24 protein-coding genes and 1 pseudogene are annotated in these 21,547 nt (G+C 63.8%); 12 read left to right on the top strand and 13 right to left on the bottom strand.

Translation table 11 applies throughout. The annotated features are described in order from the left end of the window. Positions 1-39 precede the first annotated feature (39 nt). From ABQM86_RS20735 to ABQM86_RS20720, 4 genes are all read left to right on the top strand, one after another. Positions 40-405, top strand: a complete 366-nt coding sequence (locus ABQM86_RS20735) for a hypothetical protein (RefSeq protein ID WP_337341253.1) — start codon at positions 40-42, stop codon at positions 403-405. Next, complete coding sequence (locus ABQM86_RS20730; RefSeq protein WP_369745476.1) at positions 402-1,325, top strand: serine/threonine-protein kinase; 924 nt, start codon at positions 402-404, stop codon at positions 1,323-1,325. Before ABQM86_RS20735 ends, ABQM86_RS20730 begins: the two co-directional genes overlap by 4 nt. Before the next feature lie 72 nt (positions 1,326-1,397). Beyond that, a complete protein-coding gene (locus ABQM86_RS20725) occupies positions 1,398-1,658 on the top strand; it encodes a GlsB/YeaQ/YmgE family stress response membrane protein (RefSeq protein ID WP_207595429.1) in 261 nt (86 codons plus the stop codon). A 352-nt stretch (positions 1,659-2,010) separates the two neighbouring features. After that, a complete protein-coding gene (locus ABQM86_RS20720; RefSeq protein WP_369745475.1) occupies positions 2,011-2,607 on the top strand; it encodes a DedA family protein in 597 nt (198 codons plus the stop codon). Between the two features lie 33 nt (positions 2,608-2,640). On the opposite strand, the pseudogene ABQM86_RS20715 reads toward ABQM86_RS20720, so the two are convergent. From ABQM86_RS20715 to ABQM86_RS20705, 3 genes and pseudogenes are all read right to left on the bottom strand, one after another. Continuing rightward, positions 2,641-2,841: pseudogene (locus tag ABQM86_RS20715) on the bottom strand (cardiolipin synthase A); the annotation flags it as partial. Further along, a complete protein-coding gene (locus ABQM86_RS20710) occupies positions 2,759-3,397 on the bottom strand; it encodes an AI-2E family transporter (RefSeq protein ID WP_369745474.1) in 639 nt (212 codons plus the stop codon). The gene ABQM86_RS20710 and the pseudogene ABQM86_RS20715, both read right to left, overlap by 83 nt. Positions 3,398-3,441: 44 nt before the next feature. Continuing rightward, on the bottom strand, positions 3,442-3,819 hold the full coding sequence (locus ABQM86_RS20705; protein WP_280624705.1) for an SHOCT domain-containing protein: 378 nt from the start codon (positions 3,817-3,819) through the stop codon (positions 3,442-3,444). Between the two features lie 314 nt (positions 3,820-4,133). Between ABQM86_RS20705 and ABQM86_RS20700 the strand changes: the two genes are divergently transcribed. Continuing rightward, positions 4,134-5,381 (top strand): hypothetical protein, encoded by a 1,248-nt coding sequence (locus ABQM86_RS20700; RefSeq protein WP_369745473.1) that lies wholly within the window; start codon positions 4,134-4,136, stop codon positions 5,379-5,381. A gap of 19 nt (positions 5,382-5,400) precedes the next feature. On the opposite strand, the gene ABQM86_RS20695 is transcribed toward ABQM86_RS20700, so the two are convergent. Then, positions 5,401-6,156, bottom strand: a complete 756-nt coding sequence (locus ABQM86_RS20695) for a ZIP family metal transporter (protein ID WP_207595425.1) — start codon at positions 6,154-6,156, stop codon at positions 5,401-5,403. A gap of 216 nt (positions 6,157-6,372) precedes the next feature. Here ABQM86_RS20695 and ABQM86_RS20690 point away from each other — a divergent pair, with 216 nt between their 5' ends. The 3 genes from ABQM86_RS20690 (at position 6,373) to ABQM86_RS20680 (ending at position 7,862) form a co-directional block, all read left to right on the top strand. Beyond that, positions 6,373-6,981 carry a TasA family protein gene (locus ABQM86_RS20690; RefSeq protein ID WP_242703438.1) on the top strand — a complete coding sequence of 203 codons (609 nt, stop codon included), beginning with the start codon at positions 6,373-6,375 and terminating at the stop codon, positions 6,979-6,981. A 313-nt stretch (positions 6,982-7,294) separates the two neighbouring features. Then, on the top strand, positions 7,295-7,438 hold the full coding sequence (locus tag ABQM86_RS20685; protein ID WP_369745472.1) for a hypothetical protein: 144 nt from the start codon (positions 7,295-7,297) through the stop codon (positions 7,436-7,438). Continuing rightward, positions 7,431-7,862, top strand: coding sequence for an Hpt domain-containing protein (locus ABQM86_RS20680; protein WP_369745471.1), 432 nt, complete (start codon positions 7,431-7,433; stop codon positions 7,860-7,862). Before ABQM86_RS20685 ends, ABQM86_RS20680 begins: the two co-directional genes overlap by 8 nt. 63 nt (positions 7,863-7,925) lie before the next feature. Here ABQM86_RS20680 and ABQM86_RS20675 read toward each other — a convergent pair whose 3' ends face one another. Continuing rightward, complete coding sequence (locus ABQM86_RS20675; protein WP_369745470.1) at positions 7,926-9,209, bottom strand: MFS transporter; 1,284 nt, start codon at positions 9,207-9,209, stop codon at positions 7,926-7,928. A 246-nt stretch (positions 9,210-9,455) separates the two neighbouring features. On the opposite strand from ABQM86_RS20675, the gene ABQM86_RS20670 reads away from it, so the two are divergent. Both ABQM86_RS20670 and ABQM86_RS20665 read left to right on the top strand, forming a co-directional pair. Further along, positions 9,456-10,196 carry an IclR family transcriptional regulator gene (locus tag ABQM86_RS20670; RefSeq protein ID WP_207595421.1) on the top strand — a complete coding sequence of 247 codons (741 nt, stop codon included), beginning with the start codon at positions 9,456-9,458 and terminating at the stop codon, positions 10,194-10,196. Positions 10,197-10,313: 117 nt separating this feature from the next. Then, on the top strand, positions 10,314-11,501 hold the full coding sequence (locus tag ABQM86_RS20665; RefSeq protein ID WP_369745469.1) for a 4-hydroxybenzoate 3-monooxygenase: 1,188 nt from the start codon (positions 10,314-10,316) through the stop codon (positions 11,499-11,501). A gap of 131 nt (positions 11,502-11,632) precedes the next feature. On the opposite strand, the gene ABQM86_RS20660 is transcribed toward ABQM86_RS20665, so the two are convergent. Together ABQM86_RS20660 and ABQM86_RS20655 are read right to left on the bottom strand one after the other, a co-directional pair. Then, positions 11,633-13,357: a DUF222 domain-containing protein gene (locus ABQM86_RS20660; RefSeq protein WP_369745468.1), complete on the bottom strand. Its 1,725-nt coding sequence runs from the start codon at positions 13,355-13,357 to the stop codon at positions 11,633-11,635. A gap of 509 nt (positions 13,358-13,866) precedes the next feature. Then, positions 13,867-14,490: a hypothetical protein gene (locus tag ABQM86_RS20655; RefSeq protein ID WP_207595419.1), complete on the bottom strand. Its 624-nt coding sequence runs from the start codon at positions 14,488-14,490 to the stop codon at positions 13,867-13,869. Positions 14,491-14,573: 83 nt separating this feature from the next. Here ABQM86_RS20655 and ABQM86_RS20650 point away from each other — a divergent pair, with 83 nt between their 5' ends. Then, positions 14,574-14,759 carry a hypothetical protein gene (locus ABQM86_RS20650; protein ID WP_369745467.1) on the top strand — a complete coding sequence of 62 codons (186 nt, stop codon included), beginning with the start codon at positions 14,574-14,576 and terminating at the stop codon, positions 14,757-14,759. A 34-nt stretch (positions 14,760-14,793) separates the two neighbouring features. After that, positions 14,794-15,564, top strand: a complete 771-nt coding sequence (locus tag ABQM86_RS20645; protein WP_280624685.1) for an IclR family transcriptional regulator — start codon at positions 14,794-14,796, stop codon at positions 15,562-15,564. A gap of 41 nt (positions 15,565-15,605) precedes the next feature. Here the strand turns inward: ABQM86_RS20645 and ABQM86_RS20640 are convergent, their stop codons facing one another. The 6 genes from ABQM86_RS20640 to ABQM86_RS20615 are packed head-to-tail and all read right to left on the bottom strand — an operon-like array spanning position 15,606 to position 21,456. Beyond that, positions 15,606-16,559: a sugar kinase gene (locus tag ABQM86_RS20640; RefSeq protein WP_369745466.1), complete on the bottom strand. Its 954-nt coding sequence runs from the start codon at positions 16,557-16,559 to the stop codon at positions 15,606-15,608. Then, positions 16,556-17,239 carry a bifunctional 4-hydroxy-2-oxoglutarate aldolase/2-dehydro-3-deoxy-phosphogluconate aldolase gene (locus tag ABQM86_RS20635; protein ID WP_369745465.1) on the bottom strand — a complete coding sequence of 228 codons (684 nt, stop codon included), beginning with the start codon at positions 17,237-17,239 and terminating at the stop codon, positions 16,556-16,558. The genes ABQM86_RS20640 and ABQM86_RS20635 overlap by 4 nt, the downstream gene beginning before the upstream one ends. After that, a complete protein-coding gene (locus tag ABQM86_RS20630; protein WP_369745464.1) occupies positions 17,236-18,012 on the bottom strand; it encodes an SDR family oxidoreductase in 777 nt (258 codons plus the stop codon). Before ABQM86_RS20630 ends, ABQM86_RS20635 begins: the two co-directional genes overlap by 4 nt. Then, positions 18,009-19,088: a zinc-binding dehydrogenase gene (locus ABQM86_RS20625; protein WP_369745463.1), complete on the bottom strand. Its 1,080-nt coding sequence runs from the start codon at positions 19,086-19,088 to the stop codon at positions 18,009-18,011. The genes ABQM86_RS20630 and ABQM86_RS20625 overlap by 4 nt, the downstream gene beginning before the upstream one ends. Further along, positions 19,085-20,104, bottom strand: coding sequence for a C-terminal binding protein (locus ABQM86_RS20620; RefSeq protein ID WP_369745461.1), 1,020 nt, complete (start codon positions 20,102-20,104; stop codon positions 19,085-19,087). The genes ABQM86_RS20625 and ABQM86_RS20620 overlap by 4 nt, the downstream gene beginning before the upstream one ends. Next, positions 20,104-21,456: an MFS transporter gene (locus ABQM86_RS20615; RefSeq protein WP_280624671.1), complete on the bottom strand. Its 1,353-nt coding sequence runs from the start codon at positions 21,454-21,456 to the stop codon at positions 20,104-20,106. Before ABQM86_RS20615 ends, ABQM86_RS20620 begins: the two co-directional genes overlap by 1 nt. Positions 21,457-21,547: the final 91 nt, after the last annotated feature.

The following is a 21,547-nucleotide window of genomic DNA, read 5'->3' as shown; positions in this document are numbered from 1 at the left end:
ACGATGACAGTCGCGCTGCGTGAACCAAGTTCCACACCAGTGGCTGAGAATGACGTGCACGTTGTTACGGACCAGGTAATTCCCGTGGGACCAGTGCATTGCGGGGCGCATATGGCCATCTCCGCCGGACCATCCCATGACGCCATGAAGTGGGTTTCGGTAGAGCCCATCTGGCCGGAGTGGGCCTGCGGGTGCGGCTTCCGCATGGACATCGACGCCATTGATCCCGTGAGTGGGGTCTGGATCGCTGCGCTTCGCCGCCAGAGTCTCCAGCATGAGCTCGCTATCTCCCAGAACACTCTTGCCTTGGCCTTTAGGAAGGCCGTTGACGCCGGAGTCAACCCTCAGGCGCTTGCGGAGGTGGCCGGCGTTCCGGCCGCCGAGATCGAAACACTCCTGGCGTGACCACGCTTGACGTTGCGGCCGTCCGCCTTGATCGCGGGGCCGGGTGTTCAAGCATGGCGCAGCCAGGTGCAGTCCAACCAAGTGCAGCCCAGCCAAATGCAGCAGTGCTCGGCGGACGGTACCGTCTCGGCGGTCGGCTGGGCGGCGGCTCGGAAGCCTACGTCAATGAGGCCCTCGACCTCCGCACAGGAAAGCACGTGGCCGTGAAGATCTTCCGGGCAACGGATCCCTCCACAACGGACCTCGCCAAGGACTCGCCCTTCCGCCGCGAGGTGGACATCCATAGCAGGCTTCGCCACCAGAACATCGTCGCGGTGCTCGGTTCGGGCACGACGGCGGACGAGGACTCCCAGCGAAGCCGCAACTATCTGGTGATGGATCTGATGGACGGCAACGACCTCCGGTCCATCCTCCACGAGCACCCGGCCTCGCCCGAGCAGACGGTGGCGTGGATGAGCGGAATCGCCAGGGCACTCACGCATCTTCATCGCCGGGGGATCGTCCACAACGACATCAAGCCGGGCAACATCCTGGTGGATTTCCACGCGGACCCGGACGGTCCCGGGATCGCAAAGTTGACGGACTTTGGGATAGCCATCGACGGGCGCCATTCGGCGCCCAAATCGTCGTCGGGAACACCGCATTACTTGAGTCCCGAAGAGGTGTGCGGCGGCACGTCCACGTCGGCCAGTGATATCTACTCGCTGGGCTTGGTGGCACTTGAATGCCTGACCGGAACCAAAGCGTTCCCAGGCCCTCCCCTCGAGTCAATGGTTGCAAGGACTCTGGGGGAACCCCGAATTCCCGGCACGGTTCGGCGGCGCTGGTCCATGGTGCTTCATGCCATGACAGACCCCGATCCTGCCGGCAGGCCGTCTGCCAGCCAAACCGTCGGCATGCTCCGACGGCTCAGCTGGTAGCCAACAATCAGGTCGATAGCGGCATGCGTCCTTATGCCGAACTGGGTCCTACTTATGAAAGAGAGATGAAAAATGGGAATCATTGGTTGGATCGTTTTGGGTTTGATTGCTGGAGCCATCGCCAAGGCCATTAAGCCTGGCAAGCAGGGCGGCGGCTGGATCGCTACGCTGCTGCTCGGTATCGTCGGCGCAGTTCTGGGCGGTTGGATCGGCAGCGCGCTCTTCAACGTCGGCATCAATGAGTTCTGGTCGCTGTCCACATGGCTGCTCGCCATCGGCGGCGCACTGCTGGTCCTCATCATCTGGGGACTGCTTACCCGCAAGAAGGCCTAACCGCCTGATAGCCACACCGCCTGAACGCCACGAGGCCCCGACGCTGCTGCGTCGGGGCCTCGTAGCTGTCTGCGGTGCGGCGTCCAGCGGTGAAGTTCAGGGGTACGGTCAGGTGGCTGAATAGTCGAGGGCCAACTCGATGAGTGCGCCCACGGGGTGTCGCCCACGAACTCGGCCAGGAACAACGCGGCAGTGGTGGAGCCGGCGTAGGGTCCGCCAAGGTTCCTTCAGTGTAGGGGTGGGACTGCGAGGATTCACCCAGTACAGGCGATCCGCGAGGCGGCCCCTGAGCGTAAGGATTGTGTTGTCCGCCGTGAGACGCTTGGGCGAAGCCCGGAAGGGGGGTTTCACCGTGCAGGCTTTCAGGGACATCATGAGCGCTGCGGATTCCGGCTGGGTCTACCCGCTCGGGGCCGTGTTCGTGGCGTTGTCCGCAGTCTTTCCACCCATTCCCACTACGTCCTTGTTTGTGGCTTTGGGGGCCCTGTCCGCCACCGACAACCTTCCCAACGGATACCTGTTGGTGGTCGCGATGCTGGCCGGAGCGGTTGCCGGTGACCTCGGTGCGTATGAATTGGTCCGGCGCCGGGACATGGCCACCTGGAAGATCCTCCAGGGCCCCCGGACGCAGAAGGCCCTGCATGCCTCCAGGGAGCGTCTATCAAAGCACGCCGCATCGTGGGTCCTGACGTCCCGGTTTGTCCCGCTGGGACGGTTGACCATGAACGTAGCCAGTGCCATCACCCCGGTGCCGCGTGGCAGGTTTGTCCTCTATTCCGTCGCAGCGGGCATCCTGTGGTCCGCCTACTCTGTGGGGATTGGCGCCCTTTCAGGGCTTTTGCCGGGGCTTTCCACAGAGTTCGCCGTTGTCATCGCCATTGCCTTCTCGCTGCTGCTGGGCCGGGGAATCAGCGCCGCGGTGACGTGGTATTTGCAGTTGGACGACTGACTTATCCCGCCCGTGCTGCTGAAGAGACCCGCGCTACTGCAACGACGACGTCAGCCTGGCCAGATTGTCCAGAGCCACCTGGCCCACCGGTCGCCGCAGCCAGTCCTCCAACAGCAGCTCCGTGCTTGCTGCGCGGTAGCCGTCTTCGACCTCACGCATCCGGTCCACGATGGATCGACCATGGACCAGCACTGAGACTTCCATGTTGAGGCTGAACGAGCGGACATCTGGATTTCATGACCTCGTGTCCGGCTACGAAATAGAGGGTCAAGACCACCACGAAGACCACGGCGAAGGTCCCGTTCACTACGTTGTAGCCAACCTGGACCGCTCCGCCGCCAATGGCCAGCCAGACATTGGGATCCGCCGCCGAGGTTTCCAGCCATTCCAGCAACGGAGTCAGTGCTCCGCCCAATGAACCGTTGACGTCCCGGAACCACTCTTGTTCACTCACGGCCTCGAAACTGGACGGCAGCACCCTGACCAGCGCCGCGCCCTCCTCCACCAGGATGGGGACCACGAAACGGATCAGCACAACCACGAGCACCAGGAAGCCAACCGCTACCACCAGCACTGCGCCGCCACGTGAGAGCTTCCACTTTTCAAGCCAACGGACCAAGGGATACAGGCCCAAGGAGATGAACAAGGCCGCGAAGATCAACGTCAGCGAGTACCGCAACGTGATGACGGCCGAACCCAAAGCCAAGGCAACCAGGACACCCAATGCCGTGATCAGGCCGAATCGGAACGGCCCGGCTTCCAACAGCGGAAATGCCTTCAATCGCGTCATGCGGTCCCTTTCGGCGGTATATGGATGGTGGGCCGTCGCGCGAATCACGCCAACGCGAGCTCCTTCAGGCGGGCGTACTCCGCCTCGGTAATGTCGCCAGCGGCAAGCAGTGCTTTGGCTGATTCGATTTGTTGGGTGGGCGTCGGCGCTCCAGCAACCTCCCGGATGTAATTTTCTGTTTCCTCCACTGACTCACGGACGCGTATTTCGCTGCGAAGCGCCATACCTTTCCCGCGCATGATGACGTAGATCAGGGCCGAGATAAACGGTGCCACGAACAGGCACAGGATCCAGAGGGCTTTTACACCGCCGCCCAGGGCTTTATCGCGGAGAAGATCCGAAATGATCTGAAAGAGGAGGATCAAATAGGCAATGAAGAAGAAAGCGACAATGATGCTCCACAACGATTCCAAAAAGTTCATGGTGTCTTTCCCATCGTTCGTTCGGCCCGGGGCAGGGCCGTCGTCATCCGGCAAGGGACCCGTTCCCCGGCGGGACCACAACACCATTCTCGATTCGCCCGGACCCGCCAGCGGCAGTCTGCGCTGGATCGGCAGCGATTGGGCAGAAAGATCACCCACTAAGGGTGAGCGGAGATTGTGAGGCCCGACGACGGGCGGCTGGGCTGGGCGCCCGCTCCGGTCACAAATTCCCCATAACCTGGCCGTTGCAGTTGGCGTCAAACGGTCGGTTACGCTGCTCAAAGCCACGCACCACCGCACGTTTTAGGGTTCCAATGACGCACTCTTTACCAACTCCTCCGGCAGTTGACCTCCCAACCAAAGCCAAGGTCACGCGAGGGTCGGAGCAAGCGCCCCATCACCATTCGGCAGCGGTCGCACTGGGGGCCTTCAGCATGGCGGCTGTCGTCGGGGTCTTCGCGCTGCTCGTGCACACACTCGCTCGACAGTCTCCGCGGATTGGCCCGGTTTACACGGGCTGGTCGGAAGCCGCCGCCGTCTCACCGATGACTGCCCTTCGCTGGTTCCTCAGCGACATGACCGAGCCCCTGTTCTGGGCTTCGGACCTCGCCGCACTTGGCCTGCTGTCAGGGGCCGCGCTGGCATGGTGGGCCGGACGGCGGGGGAAGAGTTGGGTGGGATCGCTCACCTACGGAACCGGCCTCTGGCCGTGGGTGCTGGCGTCGGCGTCGCTGAGCTTGCTCCTATCCAACCTGGCTTTCGGGTGGATGCTCGACGACGGGTGGCAGCCCACGTTCGTGCCTTTTGTTTGCGTCGCTCCCGCCATGGTCCTTCTCTACGGGGCCGGCTGGAAGACCTGTGTCACCGGCGCCGTTCTGGGAGCAGCCACCACAACGCCCCTGGCTTTGCTGTTCATTCCGGCCCTTTCGACGCCGCTCGGCCTGCCCGTGGTGGTGGCAAACGTCCTCGCGATGTCCGTTGGTTCTGTGCTGGCGTTCATGGTCGCCAGACGGTTGCCGTGGCTGGCACTGCACAAGCCGGGGCGACCGCCGGAACCGTGCCGGCCGCCGTCGGGCGTTCACGGCACCTTCCGCAACGATGCCGCGTGGGCTGCCCGCCGCGTCCTCAAGGACTTCACTGAAACGCACTTCTTCGCCAACGAGCTCGCAGCTATCGGCGTGATTCTGGCCGTCTCGGCGGCGTTCGTGCTCAACCCGGCGTTTCCGTCGTACGGAACCCACCTGTTGCCCCAAATACTGTTCGCCCAGGCGCTGACCTCGGCAATCGGCGTCGTCCTCTGGCAGCGCTGGTACCGCGACGGTGGGTGGGCGGCCACCTATGCGTCCGTGGTGTCCGTGGCTCCTGCCGCCGTCCTGGCCTACGGAGGCTCGTGGTCCGCGGTGGTGGGAGGCGCTGTGCTGGGAGCAGTCCTGGCACCACCCCTTGCCCGTGTGGTTTCCGCTCGCCTGCCCGCCGGATTTCACCCGGTGATCGGCAACACGGCGGCCATGGCAGTGTCGACGGCGGTCGCCCTGCCGTTGCTGGGGCTGCTGCCGCACTAGCCTCTTTTGGCCTTCACCGTCAGCCGCCGACGTGATGGATCGTGAAGGCACTCAAGAACCCGACGGCGGCCGTCAGCCCCGTGAGGTTATGGTGCTCTTCGAAAGCCTCGGGAATCATGGTGTCCGCCAGCATGGCCAGGATTCCGCCGGCGGCGATCGCGGTGATGAACGCAATGACAGTCCCGGGGGCGTTCTCCAACGCGGTGTAGCCGATGAGCGCCGCGAGTCCGCTGAACACAGCAATGCCGGTCCACGTGCCAAAGACGTAGGCAGGGCTTCGCCCGGCCTTCTTCATGCCGGCTGTGCTGGACAGGCCCTCGGGAACATTGGAGATAAAGACGGCGGCCAGCATGGCGGGGCTCACCGCCCCGCCGGCAAGGAGGCCGACGCCGAGCACCACCGATTCGGGAATGCCGTCAATCAGCGCGCCCACGGCAATGGCCGTTCCACTGCCGGGGCTGTCCTTTTCGGACGGCTGGGGTCCGGAGGAGCGTTTCCGATGTTTGGCGCCGGCGCGAGCCAACAGAACGTTCGAGCCCACAAAAATCAGTGCACCGAGGAGGAAGCCCAAGATGGTGGGGATCAATCCGCCGCCTTGGACGGCTTCGTCCACCAGTTCGAAGGCAAGGGCTGAGATCAGGACGCCAGCGCCGAAGGCCATCACCGTGGAAACAACCTTGGGCGGGACTTTCCACAGCCAGGCAATGCCCGCGCCGAGAACCAGGGCTCCGCCTGCCAGTGTTCCCCACATCAGGGCTTGCAACCACATCGGCATTCTTATGCCCTTTCCTTGGCCTTTCACGTGCCCCATGAGTGTTTCATATGGGGTTGGTGGGGCTGTGGTGAGTCTTGAGGTTTTCCTGAGGAACTGTTGCGGGTTTGCAGGATTAGTTCTTGATCCAGCCCCGGCACAGTAGTTCTTGTCAGCCAGAGAGGCTGGAAGAAACGGCCGGCCGGACCCGCGGTGGCCTCCCGAAAGGACCATACTCAGATGGCCATCAGCCTCAAGACCACCTCCGGCAAAATCCTCGCTTCCGTCGCACTGGTCGGCACCGCAGCCGCTGTCGCCGGCATGGGAACCTACGGTGCGTTCACCTCATCGACCTCCGCGTCGCAGGCCGTCACCGCAGGTACGGTCACCATCGCCCTGGGCGCCCCCGGCCCGGCCAACACCCTCAACGTCCCCATCGCAGGACTGCTGCCCGGAGACAAGGTCGAAAAGCTCGTCACCCTGGCCAACACCGGCAACTCGGACCTGAACAACGTCACCCTCACCACCTCCGCCGGGGCCACCGGATCCCTGCTCACCACCGACGTGACCAACGGTCTGCAGCTGACCATCGAAAACTGCTCCGTGGCCTGGACCGGCACCGCAGCCCCCTACACCTGCACCGGAACCAAGAGCACCGTCCTGGCCTCCGCCCCGGTCATCACCGCCAACAAGGCCCTGGCCAACCTGACCGCACTGACGTCCGCCAAGACCGACAACCTCAAAATCACCACCGCGTTCCCCACCACCGCGAACAACGACTTCCAAGGCGCCACCTCCACCATCGCCTTCTCCTTCACCGGCACCCAGCGCACCGAAACCACCAAATAACACCCACCCGCTGACCCCCAACAGGCAGCCCGCGGTAACACCGGGCAGCCAGCTGCGATTGCCGCAACAGAAACACCGTCAAGCCCCGCCGGGCCTGGTCGGGCGCCCCCCTGCCCGATCAGGTCCGCCGGTATTTTCCCGGCAGCCAATATTTCCGGGCCAGCTGTACTAATGAGTACGCCGGACCCCTGATCACACCCTGGTCCTGAGCCAGCCTTGAGGACTTTCCGAAGGAAGCCGGAGCCGGGCCACGCAGGCTCCGATTCAGGCTCGCCCCGGAAGCCGATCAACACCCGGAAGGAACGCCAGGACAATGAGCACCCTCAACAGCACCCCCAGCACGGGCATCAAGGCAGCCGACGTCACTACCTGCCACATCCCGGTCGAAGACCAGCGGGTAAAAACCCAGATCATCACCACTGGCGCCACAGAGCCCCAAGCAGCACCTGGTGAGTGACTGGCGGGCAGTGATGAGTCACGCTGAACCACACCCGACACCATCGGAATCTGTCCTGGACGCGTGCACGCTACAGGCACTGGCTGAGGAGTTGGACGACTCTGCGCCGGCCATCAGCTTCCTCTCCACATACCTGTCCATGCTGCCGGGCAGGATCCTCAGAATCTCCACGGGCCTTTGCCTGCGCGATGCCGATGCCAGTATGGACGCGGTCTTGAGCCTCAAGATTTCCTCCGCCATGGTGGGGGCCTTGGAAACGGAAAACCAGTGCCGGGCCCTTGAAATCATGATCCGGGGCGACCATTTCGATTCCGCGGTCCTGGCACTCCCCGCGCTGCAGAACTCCACGGACCGCTGCTTCGCGGAGGGTCCGCAGCTGCTCGTGAAAGCGCAAGGGTCACTGCGGCAGGGCCAAGGGCAATGAATCCCGGGCGGTGAGCGCCCGGTGGTTGGTCCCCGGTGGTGAGTCCCCGGTGGTGAAAAGGAGTTAGTGGTGGGTCGGCACGGAGGTGTCGGCGGCTTTGACCTCATGCGGCACCAGGAACAACGCGGCAACGGCCAGGACACCGGCACCTGCAAAGACGTAGAAGCCTGCAGGGTAGGCGATATTCGCGGCCACCAGGGTTCCGGTCACCGCAGGACCAACGATCGCGCCCAACCTGCCGACCCCCGCAGCGAAGCCCAGTGCAGTTCCGCGGAGCCTGGCCGGGAAGAGCTGGCTGCCCCAGGCATACACCAGCACCTGGGAGCTGAAGACAAAGACTCCCGTCACGAAAACGGCCGCGTTGAGCAGGAATTCGTTCTGGATCTTGACGCTGAGGATGGCAAGCAGCACCGCCGACAACCCGAACCACAGCAGCACGATCTTCTTGGTCCCATGCTTATCGGCAAGGATTCCGGCGACGAACAGCCCCGCCACGGCGCCCACATTCAGGACCAGCAACAGCGTCAGCCCGGTGCTCACGGGATATCCGGCGGCAGCCATCAGTTGCGGCAGCCACGTATTCAGCCCGTAGACCAGCAGCAGCCCCATGAAGGATGCAATGCCAATACCAACCGCCACCAGAGGATAGGGCTTCTGCAGGAGGTCGCGGAAGCCGGTCTTTGGTTTGGTACCGGCGGAATGTTCGACGGCGGCCGCCGCCTGTGCGGATCCGGCCGCCTTGGACTCGCCCTCGTTGGCCGGAGTTGCTTCCGGGAGGGATTCGGGCAACTTGGCCCACAGGAATGGCAGCAGTACCAGCCCAGCCACGCCACCGATGATGAACATGAGCCGCCAGTCGGGAACAATGAAAATGGCCAACAGAGCCGTGGATACGGCGCCCACGTGGTACCCGGTCATGGTCCGGGTGGTGGACTTTCCGGCCGATCCTGCTGGTGCGTAGTCGTTCATGTATGCCAATGCCGCCGGAAGGCAGGCGCCCAACCCTAGACCGGCCAGCAGGCGGAGCAGTGAGAAGACCGCAACGTTCGGGGCGAAGGCAACGCCGATGGTGAACAGCGAGAATCCTGCCACGCAGGCGATCAGGAGTTTCCTACGGCCAAACTTGTCCGATAGCGGCGCGATGAACAGCGCCCCGAGACCAACGCCAACCAAGGAGATGGTGGCCGCGAAGGTGGCTCCGACCGCGTCGAAGCCCAGTTCACCGGTCTTGATGAGTGTGGGGATGACAGTTCCGAGAACCACGAGGTCGAAGCCGTCCAGAACCATGGCCAGCCAGCATAGCCAAACGGGCCATTGGGAGCGGCGGGCAGATGACATCGTTGGCATAGCGTCCTCGGTACTTCGTTGTTGTTGGTCCTGGCTGATCGATTCCTGAGCCAAAGAACGTTCGGTCGGTCATGAGAGTTGTATCACCGTCTGATGTTGTGTGGCACACGTTCTACCATTGAATGGAAGGCGTCTGCCGGCATGGATGTCACCCACTCTCCACAAAGCAGGCCCCCTGACCAGCAAGCAACCGACCAGCAAGCAACCGACTAGCAAGCAACCGACCAGCAATCAAAGGAGCGCATCGTGGCCAACTCAGCATCCGGAGATTCCGTGGTTGACCGCGTGGTGCGGGTGATAGAAGCCTTTCCTGAGGGGGTAACGTCGCTGCAATTGACCGAGTTGGCTGACCGGGCCGGGCTCCCGCTATCCTCGGCGCATCGATTGGTCCGCCAACTCTCGGAGCACGGGTTGCTGGATCTTGGTGCCGGCGGGACGGTGCGCCTGGGCCTGCGTCTGTGGGAACTCGTCAACCGCAATTCGCCGACCTTGGCCCTCCGGCAAGCTGCCATGCCCTTCATGGAGGATATCCAGCAGGTCCTGAACCAGAACGTGAACCTTGCCGTGCTGGAAGGGTGGGAGGCGCTCTTCGTGGAGCGGCTTTCGCGGAGGGGATCAGTGGCCAACCGGGCCAGGATCGCCGGAAGGATGCCTGTCCATATCTCCTCGGCAGGGCTGGCCCTGATGTCCCACCAATCACGGGAACTGCAGGCGGAGTACCTCGAACAATTCGAGGATCCATCCGGGAAGGTGACTGCCGACGTCGTGCGTCATTTCCTGGCCGAAACGGCCCAGCAAGGATACGCGCAGCTCGCGGGTGTTGTGGATCCTGACACGTGGGGCATTGCCGTTCCTGTGATGAACGGCAAGCGTCGGACCGTGGCGGCACTGGGTGTCGTGGTCCCGCTGGCTGAGATGAGGCTGCAGGCACTGGTACCCGCGCTCCAAACGGCAGCCCGCGGCATCGGACGCCAACTGGGTGATTGATGGAGCTTCCGTTCAACGGAATTGTTGTAACGCCAATCACCCGTCGCGGGCCACACTGATTCCAGATTCATCCCGCTTCAGAGCAAGCCGGGATCCGCAACGAAGCGAGGAACAACCATGGTACGCACACCCATCAGCACCCAAGTGGCCATTATGGGCGCAGGCCCCGCAGGCCTCATGCTCTCCCATTTGCTGGCCAAACAGGGCATCGAGTCCGTAGTGGTGGAGATCCGCAGCCGCAAGGACATCCAGGAGACGGTTCGCGCCGGAATTCTTGAGCACGGCACTGTGAACTTGTTGGTGGATTCCGGCGTCTCCGACCGAGTGCTTCGCGAAGGCGACCGGCACGACGGCATCGAGTTGCGGTTCAATGGCGAGAGCCACCGGATCAACTTTAAGGAACTCGTCGGCGAATCGGTCTGGCTGTACCCGCAAACTGACGTTTTCATGGACCTCGCAGCGAAGCGGGAGGCCGACGGCGGCGACGTCCGGTACAGCGTCACGGACACCACGGTTCACGACCTCGAAGGCAAGCCAAAGGTGTGGTTCACGGACGCCGACGGCCATGAATTCGAAATCCAGGCCGACTTCCTGGTGGGAGCTGACGGATCCCGCAGCCACTGCCGCTTCCAGATCCCCGAGGCCGACCGAAAGTGGTACTTCCACGAGTACCCTTTCGCATGGTTCGGGATCCTCGCCGAAGCTCCGCGCAGCGCCGACGAACTGATCTACGCCAACTCCGAGAACGGATTCGCCCTGATCAGCCAGCGCACCGAAACTGTGCAGCGTATGTACTTCCAGTGCGATCCCAAGGAAAACGTGGCCGACTGGGATGACGAACGCATCTGGAACGAATTCCGCAAGCGCGTCAACGGCAACGGGTTTGAGCTCAAGGAAGGGCCCGTGCTGGAGAAAATGGTCCTGCCATTCCGCAGCTTCGTCCACACCCCCATGCGCTACGGCAACCTCTTCCTGGCCGGCGATGCGGCGCACACTGTTCCACCCACGGGAGCCAAGGGCCTCAACCTGGCTATCCATGACGTCAAAATGCTCTTTGAGGGCCTCGACTCCTTCTACTCCAAGGGATCCACGGCGCTGTTGGATTCGTACAGCAACCGTGCTTTGGACCGCGTATGGAAGGCCCAGCACTTCTCATACTGGATGACCTCCATGCTGCACACGGTGCCGGGTGCCGACGACTTCGACCGCGCCCGACAACTCGGTGAACTGCACTCGGTGGTGACTTCCGAGCACGCTAAGGCATACCTCGCAGAGTCTTACACAGGCTGGCCCGCCTCGCACTAAGCCCGCGGATTTGCCGGGCGAACCGTTCAGGAAGCGCTTGACGGTGGCTCATCTCCTGATGGCGATGGGTCGCCGCCCCCGGAGCAAGATCGGGCCCTTGGTCTCTTCCCCCCCAGTTGAACCCGGGCCTCCTATGTTCTGTGGGGGGTGTGGTGGTGGTTGCGTCGGGGTGTTTGGTGTGGGTCGATGTGGGGTGGGGGGATGAACCAGGGGATGCCGGTTTTGATGTCGATGCGCCATTGTTCTTTGTGGATGAGGTGGTGGTGGTGGCTGCAGAGCAGGGTGCCGTTGTCTGTTGAGGTGGTGCCGCCGTGGGACCAGTAGGTGGTGTGGTGGGCTTCGCACCAGGGTGCGGGCATGGTGCAGTCGGGGAAGGCGCATCCTTGGTCGCGGGCGGTGATGGCTTTGCGGATGTGGGGTGGGAAGATCCGGGTGGTGCGGCCGATGTCCAGGACGCGGGAGTCGCTGCCGAGCAGGACGGGGAGGATGTCGGCGTCGCAGGCGATTTTGCGGATGGTGTTCGGGTGCATCGGGCCGGTGAAGGTCGCGGTACCTGTCCCTACCCCGGCCCCTGTCCCTATCCCAGTTACTGGTGCTGTCCCGGCCCCTGTCCCTCTCCCGGTCCCTGTCCCTATCCCAGCCACTGTGCCGGTGCCGGTGCCGGGGTTGTGGTGGTGGTTGTGGACTTGTTCGAGGAGTTCTTGGTATCCGATGGTGACGGTGAGTTGGGGTGGGAGGCCGCCGTTGGCGGGTAGTTTTTCGGTGCGCATGGCGAGGCTGCAGGCGCTGGTGAGGCCGTTGAGGAGTTTCTGTGGGCGGCTGCGCCGGTCCAGGTCCGGACCGGTACCGGTGCCTGTGCCGTTGTCTGGGTTGTTGTGTGGGTTGTTGTGTGGGGTGTCCCCGGTTTCGGTGTTCTCCGTGGTGCCTGTGCCGGGGGTGGTGAGGCGGGGGTTGGTGGCGACGTTCATGGCGGTGGTGAGGATTTCGTATTGTTCGTCGGTGGCGAAGATTTCGAGGTGGTGGAGGCCGTGGCGGCGTCGGCGGCGGAGGAACACGCCTTGGAGTTGGCGGAGGATTTCTTCGGTGGGTTCGGGGCCGTCGTGGTCGATGACGTCGATCCAGCGTTTGGCCATTGTGGTGACGAAGTCCGGGTCGGTCTCAACCGCGGTGGTGGTGAGGGCGTGTTCCATCCGGGTGAGGGTGTCCTCGTCGGTGAGGTTCCGGACTTTGTCCAGAGCGGTGCTGATGATCGAGGCCGAACGGGAAGGCACCAGTGCGGAACCAACCGCTTGCGCGAGTATTTCGTGGCGGGCCGGGATGTCCTGCCCGGTGATCCCGGTTTGGGGGAGGACGTCGGGTGCGAGGGCGAGCCGGCGCTTGGCTTCTCCGATGCCGATCCGCAACCGTGCGCGCAGGAACTGGGCCGCGTTCCGGTACCCGTCATCCAGAACACTGGCCTTGGCCTCCGATGCCCAACGTGCTGATCCTGTTTCACCATCGGCCGCCGCAGCGGTGGCGGTTCCCGTCCTACCGAGGGAAGCTCCGCTCTGGGAAGCCGCGCTCTGCGAAGCTGCCGCGGTGCCGGTGCCTGGCTCCGGTTCCGTCCAGCCGGTCCGCCATTGCGGTGCTGCCGCCGAGGACCCCGGACCGGCCTGTAGAGCTTCGGTCCGTGTCCGTTCCACAGCCTGCGCCGCGACAACCTGCAAGTACTCCACCGACCGGGCGATCTCCTCGACCTTGCCGGCAAAATCCGCTGCCTCCACAAACCCAAACAACCGCGCCTCACCGGCGGCTATCGATCGCAACGCGTCGGCTGCGGCGGCACCCTCAAATAGCGCCGCTTCCAATGTGGGCACGTCAGGTAATGACGGCTCGGCGGACAACGGGCCCCGCCTTTCCCCTGGCGCGGATTTCGAGCCCGCGGACAGCGCCGCCCTTCGTGGCGCCACTGGCGCGGATGCCCCGGGTTTGGGCCACGCCTCAGGCACCTTTGGGGGCGCAGATCCCCGGTATTCGCGCGAGCCCGCGGACACCGCCGTCTCCAGCAATGCCTCAGGCAGAGGTTCACCGGGAGTGGGCAACGAATCGGGTCGAGGAAGCAGCCCGGAATTCCGGTCGGTAACAGCATCGCCGGCTGCTGGCGTCGGGCACTTGCGGACAGCGGGTTCGGTAATCGAGTCCAGAGAGAATGATGACATTTGAGGGGCGCCGGACGAACCTGCCCGCCGCGCCACGATCTGCCCTATGCCATCCATAAATCAAGCCTGTCACGATGGCTTGACCGCTATAAGCCCTCATCTGCGCTATGTGGAAAACTACCGTCGGAGGCTCCTGCAATACCTGCAGGCCACCGTCTAGAAGGCTCTTATCCGGCGACTCCGGTTTGGTGGTCGATGCCTGCTTGGTCCACCTTTCGGTGGAAACGCATGCCGGCCTTTCCGCCGACGATGGCGCCCAGAAGCGGGACGATCAAGGCGATGACGAGCCCGATGATCCCGCTGGCAGTCATCAGGCTTCCGTCGAGGGGAATCTGGGGTGCGCCGTTGAGGTCGTCGAGGATGTTGAACTGGTTACCTGCTACTGCCGCGAGGATCGCCACGAGAATGGCGACAATGATGCCCCACAACCACACAGCGAGCCCTTGCTTCGCACCATCGAAGCGGGCCATCCGGCCGGCGACGTAGCCGCCACAGTAGTAGGCCAGGAATAGGACGACTGCCAGCACGATTCCACCGACAATCCCCAGGGTTTCTGCGTTCTGCCGGGCCTGATCTGCTGCCTGACCGGCGCCTGACGGGTTCGCCGCTCCTACGCCCACCCCGATGGCCGTAGCCAAGGCGGTGAGAAGGACGGTCATCCCGACGGCCGTTAGCCAGCCAAAGAAGGCCGAGCCCCATTTGATGCCGCCAAAACGGTCCTTTTCCGCCCGGACGACCTCGTCCCTGCGGGCTTTGGGAGTGCTTGATCCCGAGTCATATCCATCAACCATGTCAGCTCCTGATCCGGTTGCCTGAACTTTGGTAAACCAAGCAAAACACCATCTTCAGCTAGAAAGCAAGGATGCTTACTAAAATGCTGTTACAGCAGTGGCAAGGGCAGACCACCGCCGGCCCGCCAAGGACTGCGGCGGGCAGTACACAAGCGTACGACGGCGGCAGCTCGCCGTTGAGCGCCGCCCGCGCGCCAGACGCTGCCCTCGCGCCTGAGGCTGCCCGCGCGCCTGACGCTGCCCGCGCGCCTGACGCTTCCCGCATATAGGGATGGACGGCTGTTCCGTGGGAGAATCGGAGACATGGAAGCCACCACCGCAGGAGCCCGGACACTCGAACGCGGACTCAGCCTGATCGACTGCGTAGCGGCCGGCTCTCACCGGCTGGAGGACATCACCAAAGCCGCAGGACTCAGCCGATCGGCCACCCACCGCATGCTGACCTCCTTGGTAGGAGCCAAGTATCTAAGCCAGTCGGAGGACAGGAGCTACCACTTGGGCGTGAAACTCCTGGAGTTGGGCACGCAAGCACAAACCAGCATCGACTTGCCGGGGGCCGTGCAGCAAGTCCTCTCCGATATTGCCCGCATCACCCTGGATGCTACCCATCTGGGGATACTGTCCGGCGATGAAGTGGTCTACCTGGCCAAGGCCCGTGGCCACCGGGGCTTCGAGATGACGTCCTATCCGGGCGTTCGCCGGAAGGCCCAGACTACGGCGCTGGGCAAAGTGCTGCTGGCCGAGAAGAGCGACGCCGAGGCGATCAAAGCCTTTAACCACACCATCACGCCAACGCCGCTCTCCATCAGGACGGCCGAAGAATTCCTGGCCGCGCTGCATGAGGCCAAGCACAACGGCTATGCCATGGATGACCAAGAGAACGAACTCGGAATCACATGCCTTGCCATCGGGATACCTGACTTGAGCGGGGCCATGGCTGCCGCGGTCTCAGTCTCGGCCCCAAGTGTCCACATGAATCCCGAGCGTATCCAATCCCTCGTTACGTTGCTGCAGAAGTTCCAGCCGGAGCTCACAAGTTGCCTGCCGCCGGGGTTCGAAAGGGCCTGGATCTAGTGATGTTGAGCCGCGCAGGGAAGGGCCGGACCCGATCCCTGCTACCGGGTCACGGGTTCTGAAGCGTCCAGCAAACCAAGCTCATGGCGCCGTGGCATGCCTTCCCAGTCGCCGGGCACCAGGCAAGCGAAGGCGCCTGTCCGCACCGCGGTGCGTAGCCGGTCTTCCACGGAGGCTCCGGCAAGGAGGTCGGAGATGTATCCGGCCACAAATGCGTCTCCTGCACCGACGGTGTCCACGGCGTTGATGCGTACTGCGTCTTGACGGTATTCGGCGCCGTCGATCACACCGACGCAACCGAGCGGGCCGTTCTTGATGACTACCTGCTGTGGTCCCATTGCTGCGATCTTGCGTGCGAGTTCGAGGGAGTCCGGGCCGCGGCCCACTGCGATTGCGGCTTCGTCGTCGCCGGCGAAAACAAGGTCTGCCAGTTCAATGAACGTGCGGAAGACCGGCCCGGCCTGGCCCTCTGTCCACAGCGCAGCGCGGTAGTTCAGGTCGAAGGAGACGGTCACCCCGGCTTCGCGCGCCACGGACACCGCGTACAGCGCGGCTTCACACGCTGATTTGGAAAGGGCGGGCGTGATTCCGGTCAGGTGCAGGAGCTTCGCATTCCGGATGGTGTCCGTCGGGATGTCCTCCGGAGCCAATCTCGAGCCGGCACTGCCTGAACGGTAGTACCAGACCTTGAGGTGTTCCAAGGTGCGGCGTTCCTTGATCATCAGGCCTGTGGGTGCCCCAGGATCACGAATCCCCATGGTTGCGACTCCTTCGGCAGACACCTCGCGGAGCACCAAATCGCCGAGGCTGTCCTGCCCCACGCGTCCGAGCCAGGTCACGCTGGTGCCCAGGCGCTTCAATGCGATGGCGACGTTGGTCTCGGCCCCGCCCATGCCCAGCCCCAGCGAGCCGGCATGGGCCAAGGGCCCGGGTGTCTCGGCTTTCATGAGCGCCATGGTTTCGCCCATGGTCACTACGTCGGTGTAGGTAGTCACTTGGCTGCCCGCGCTTCCACGGCGTCGGCTACAAGGTGGCTGAGCTTCGACGCCCGCGCGGTCAGCTCCGTCAGGCTTCCGCCTGAGAAAGCATCGCGCAGCAGAGGCCCGCCGAGGCTGACGGCCAGGGCGCCGGCCGCAATCCACGCCGGTGCGTCGTCGATCCCGATGCCTCCGGAGGGCACAATCCGCATCTCCGGAAACGGCCCGCGGAGTTGGTCGACGTACCCAATGCCCACGGCCGAGGCGGGGAAGAGCTTCACCGCTGTGGCGCCGGCGTTCCAGCCGGCCAGCAGTTCGGTGGGCGTCAGCCCGCCCGGAAACACCGGGATGTCACGCTCGACGGCGGCACTCACCACTGCGGTAACCATCGCCGGGGTGACCAGATAGTCCGCTCCGCCGTCGAGGGCCTGCAGGGCTTGGTCGACGGTGGTGATGGTTCCGACGCCGATCTCAGCGTCCGGGCCGAAGCGTTCCTTGAGTCGAGGCAGTTCCTCGAAGACCCCTTGGGTGCTGAGGGTCAACTCGATGGAACGGACGCCTCCGCGCACCAGGGCTTCGATCACGGGGGCGTACTCGCGGGCGTGGTGTGCCCGCATGACGGCCACCACGGGATTGGCTGTCAGGATCGCGGAAGGAGCCGGCCGGTGCGGTTTGCCCGCTGGTTGGATGGTGCTCATCGGGCCAGCCACCCGCCGTCGACCGGAAGAACAACGCCGTGCACGTAATCTGCGGCCGGGGAAGCCAGGAACACCACCGCGCCGGCGAGGTCGTTGCCTGATCCCCATCGGGCGGCCGGGATCCGGCTGGAGATCTGCTCATGCCGGACGGAGTCGGCCAGTAATGCCTGGTTCATGTCCGTGGCTATGTACCCCGGGGCCACGGCGTTGACGTTGACGCCTCGTGGGGCCCACTCATTGCACAGCGCCTTGGTCAGCTGGGCCACTGCACCCTTGGACGCCGCGTAGGCCGGAACCCGCAATCCGCCCTGGAACGTCAGCAGGGATGCCAAATTGATGATTTTGCCGTTTCCGCGCTCCACCATGGCCTTACCGAAGCCCTGGCAGAGCTGGAACACTGCCCGGGTGTTGATGTTCATGACCGCATCGAAGTCCTCCAACGGGAACTCCACGGAGTCATGGCGGATCTGCGTGCCGGCGTTGTTGACCAGGATGTCGATCCGGTGCTTCGCCAGCGTCGTTTCGATCGCGTGCGCCACCGAGTCCTGGCTGGAGAGGTCGATGGCCGTTGCTTCGGCAGTAACGCCTGCCTCCGCCGCGGCCAGGGCCAGTTCCGGAGCGAGTGGACCACGTTGCAGCGCAACAAGGTTCGCGCCCGCCCGGATCAGGCCCAGGGCGATCCCCAGGCCGATGCCGCGGGAAGCTCCGGTGATGGCCGCCGTCGACCCTGTCAGGTCAAAAGGCGCGCGCGGCGCCGCTGCTGTGTCTGTCATGCTTCTCCCTTGCCGGGGACGGCTGCCGTAGCCGGCCCAACGAATACTTTGAGGACCGCTCCAGCGGTCATGGCCTTGGTGAATGCGGCCCGGGTTTCTTCGAGTGGGAAGACCTCCACAGGGATCCGTCCCAGCCCAAGCTCGCCGCCCTCGATGAGCTTGACTGCCCGTTCGACGTCGGCCCGCGTGTAGACGCGGACGCCCACCACCGTGTTTTCCGCAAAAGTCAGGGCCTGCAAATCAACCTCGACGGGCTTCTTGTAGACACCCACCAGCACGATGGTGCCCAGGACGCGAACTGCCTTCGGCAGCAGTGCCGCCACGGAGGGGTGGGCGGCCGAATCGAACACGATGTCCGCGCCGTCCCCGCCCGTTGCCCCCAGGATCGTGTGTACCGGGTCGGCACCCGAAGCAACAGTGTCGAAGCCAAGCTCCTCAGCCACCAAACGGCGCTCTTCGGAAGGCTCCGAAATCAGCACGCTACCGGCCCCTTCAGCCCGGGCAACAAGGGCAGTGAGGATGCCTATGGGACCCGCGCCGAACACCACCACCCGCTCTCCGCCCTTGAGGCGGGAACGGGAGACGGCATGTACTGCCACGGCCAGCGGCTCGGCCAGTGCGGCTTCATGCAGCGGAACAGCCGAGCTGACGGGAATGAGGGTCTCCGCCGGCAAAGCCACGTACTCGGCCAAGGACCCGGCGACGTCGATCCCGTACAGCTTCAGGCTGCGACAAACATGAGTGTCCCCCTCCCTGCAGGGATGGCACTTCCCGCAATGGATCAAGGGCTCCACCGTCACGCGGGTGCCCGCCGCAGGGCCTCCCGCGGCAGCGATTTCCACGATGCCGGTGATTTCATGGCCCATCACCACGGGCGCTTCAGCCCGGGGGTGGCTTCCGTGCAGGATGGAGAAGTCCGTGCCGCAAATCCCGGTGAGCTCAGACCGGACCAAGGCCCAGCCCTCCGGTACCTCGGGAAGCGGCACGGTCCGGTACTCAATGGTGTCCGGACCCGTCCAGACCGCGGCGCGCATGGTCTGCGAGGTGGTTGTTCCTGCCATGGTTTCGACGCTCATGCCGGCACGCTCCCGTTCAGCACTTCACTGTTGAGGATGTTGCGGGGTGTTCGCCCGGCGCAGACCTCCACCACGTTCTCCACCGTGCGGCGTTTGAGCTCCGCGTAGGACTCCGCGGAATACCAGGCCGCGTGCGGGGTCAGGACCGCGTTCTCCACTCCCAGCAGCGGGCTGGTCCTGGGCAAGGGCTCCACTTCGAAGACATCCAAACCCGCAGCGTGAAGGCGCCCGTCCTTCAGGGCCGCCGCCACAGCATCCGTGTCCACCACGCCTCCGCGGCAGGTATTGACCAGCACAGCCCCCGGCTTCACCTTGCCCAGTACCTCGCTGTTGATCAGGTGATGCGTGTACTGGTTGAGCGGCACATGCAGGGATATCACGTCAGCACGGGCGATGAGGTCCTCGAAGCCAACTACGGTGATCCCGTCCTCCGTGACAGACCCGGGGGTCAGTAGCGGATCCGAACCGATGACCTCGTAGCCCAGCCCCTTTGCTTTCCGGCCCGTGGCCGCACCGATCAAGCCCAGGCCCACCACCCCGAACACCCGCCCGCTGATCCGGTGCAACGGTTGCACCGGCCCCAGCGAATAATCGCCACGGCGTACACCGCGGTCCAGCTGCGTGATGCCGCGGGCCAGGCTGACGGCCAAGGCAATCGCGTGGTCGCTGACGTCCTCGGTGCCATAGTCGGGGACGTTGCAGATGGCGACGCCGCGCGCAGTGGCGGCTTCGACGTCGAGCGTGTCAACCCCGACGCCGTAACGGCCAATTGCTTTCAACCCCGGCAAAGCATCCAAAACCTTGGCGGTGATGGGCGCGTACTGGACAACGATCGCGTCCGCCCCGGCCGCTGCAGTGACGACTTCCTCTTCAGTGCGGCACTGAGCCAACACAAGCTCGACGCCGGCAGCCTCAGCGACAGCACGTTCGATATCGATGGAATCGTGATCGCAATCGGTGATGACAATTTTGGTGGGGTTGATGGGGTTGGCGGAGGGGGTGATGGGTTCTGACATTACTTGGCGTCCTCTTCAAGGAGAAGGTCACGATCGACCGTCTCCGGGGATTTGATGGTGGTGAACAAACTGATGCCCATGATGGCCATCATGTAGATGGCTACCGGGATCCAGGATCCGCTGAAGGCCGTGACCAGCGCGGAGCAGATCAGCGGGGCGATGCCACCGCCGAAAACGGAGGAGAATTCGCGGCCGAGTGCCACGCCGGCGTAGCGGTAGCGTGCGCCGAAGAGCTCGGGGAAATACGCAGCCTGGACCCCGACGGACCCCTGGGCGGCAAAAATGAAGCCCAGGACAATGACGACGGAGATCAGGAACAGGTTGCCCGTGTTGATCAGCAGGAAGGCCGGGATGGGGAAGATGAACAGGAACGTGGTCACCACCAGGTACATGGAGCGCCGGCCGAACCTGTCCGAGAGGTTTCCGAACACGTAGGCGGACACGCAGGCGAACAGGGCGCCAACCAGCAGGACCTTGGGAATGAACGTCGAGTCGATCTTGAGCTGGCTGATGAGGTAGGAGCCCAGGAACACCTGGAAGAGGTAGGAATGGGCGTTGGCGCCGACGTTCATGAAGAACACGCGGAACAGGTTGGGGCGGCCATTCTTGATGACATCTGCCACGGGGGTGTCCCGCTTGCCGATGCCGCCTTCTTCCTGGAGCTCCTGGAACACCGGGGACTCCTTGAGCTTGCGGCGGATGATGTAGGCGGCAATCGTCACGAAAATCGACGAGAAGAAGACCAGCCGCCATCCGTAGGATTCCAGCGCTTCCTTGGGCATCATCTGCACCAGGATCCATACCACCGCTCCAAGTGCCGTCCCCGCCGCCGCCCCGACGAACACCAGTGAGGAGTACTTGCCGCGCTGACCCCTGGGCGCGGTTTCCGCGATGAGGACGACGCCGCCGGCCTGTTCAGCTCCGGCGCCGAAGCCTTGCAGGAATCGGCAGGCCACCAGGAGCGCGGGCGCCAAGAGTCCGGCTTGCTCGTAGGTAGGCAAGAGCCCAATGGCGAATGTGGCGATGCCCATGAGGAAGAGGGTGGCCACCAGCACCCATTTGCGGCCCAGGCGGTCGCCGTATTTGGAGAAGAAGAGTCCGCCCAAGGGCCTGGCGCCGAAGCCGACGGCGTAGGCGCCGAAAGCGGCGAGGATGCCGATCGCAGGGTCGACGTTGGGGAAGAAGATCGTGTTGAAGATGATCGCGGAGGCGGTTCCATAGATCACAAAGTCGTACTGCTCCAGGGCAGTGCCGATCAGTCCGGCCCAAGCGGCCCGACGGACGTTTTTCACCTCGGACGGGGTGCCTGTACCTGGCCGGCCGGCATTCTGAACAACGCTGTTCTCAGTCAATCTTGTCTCCAAGCGGGTGGTGGCTCGTAGCCGTGGATGAGGAGTTTCACATAAGATTCCGATTATAGGGATAGCATCCCGAAAACCGCTG

Source organism: Paenarthrobacter sp. AMU7, from assembly GCF_041200195.1.
Classification (GTDB): Bacteria; Actinomycetota; Actinomycetes; order Actinomycetales; family Micrococcaceae; genus Arthrobacter.
Note: the sequence above shows the minus strand (reverse complement) of the source record. Positions and strands in the feature narration are given on the sequence as shown.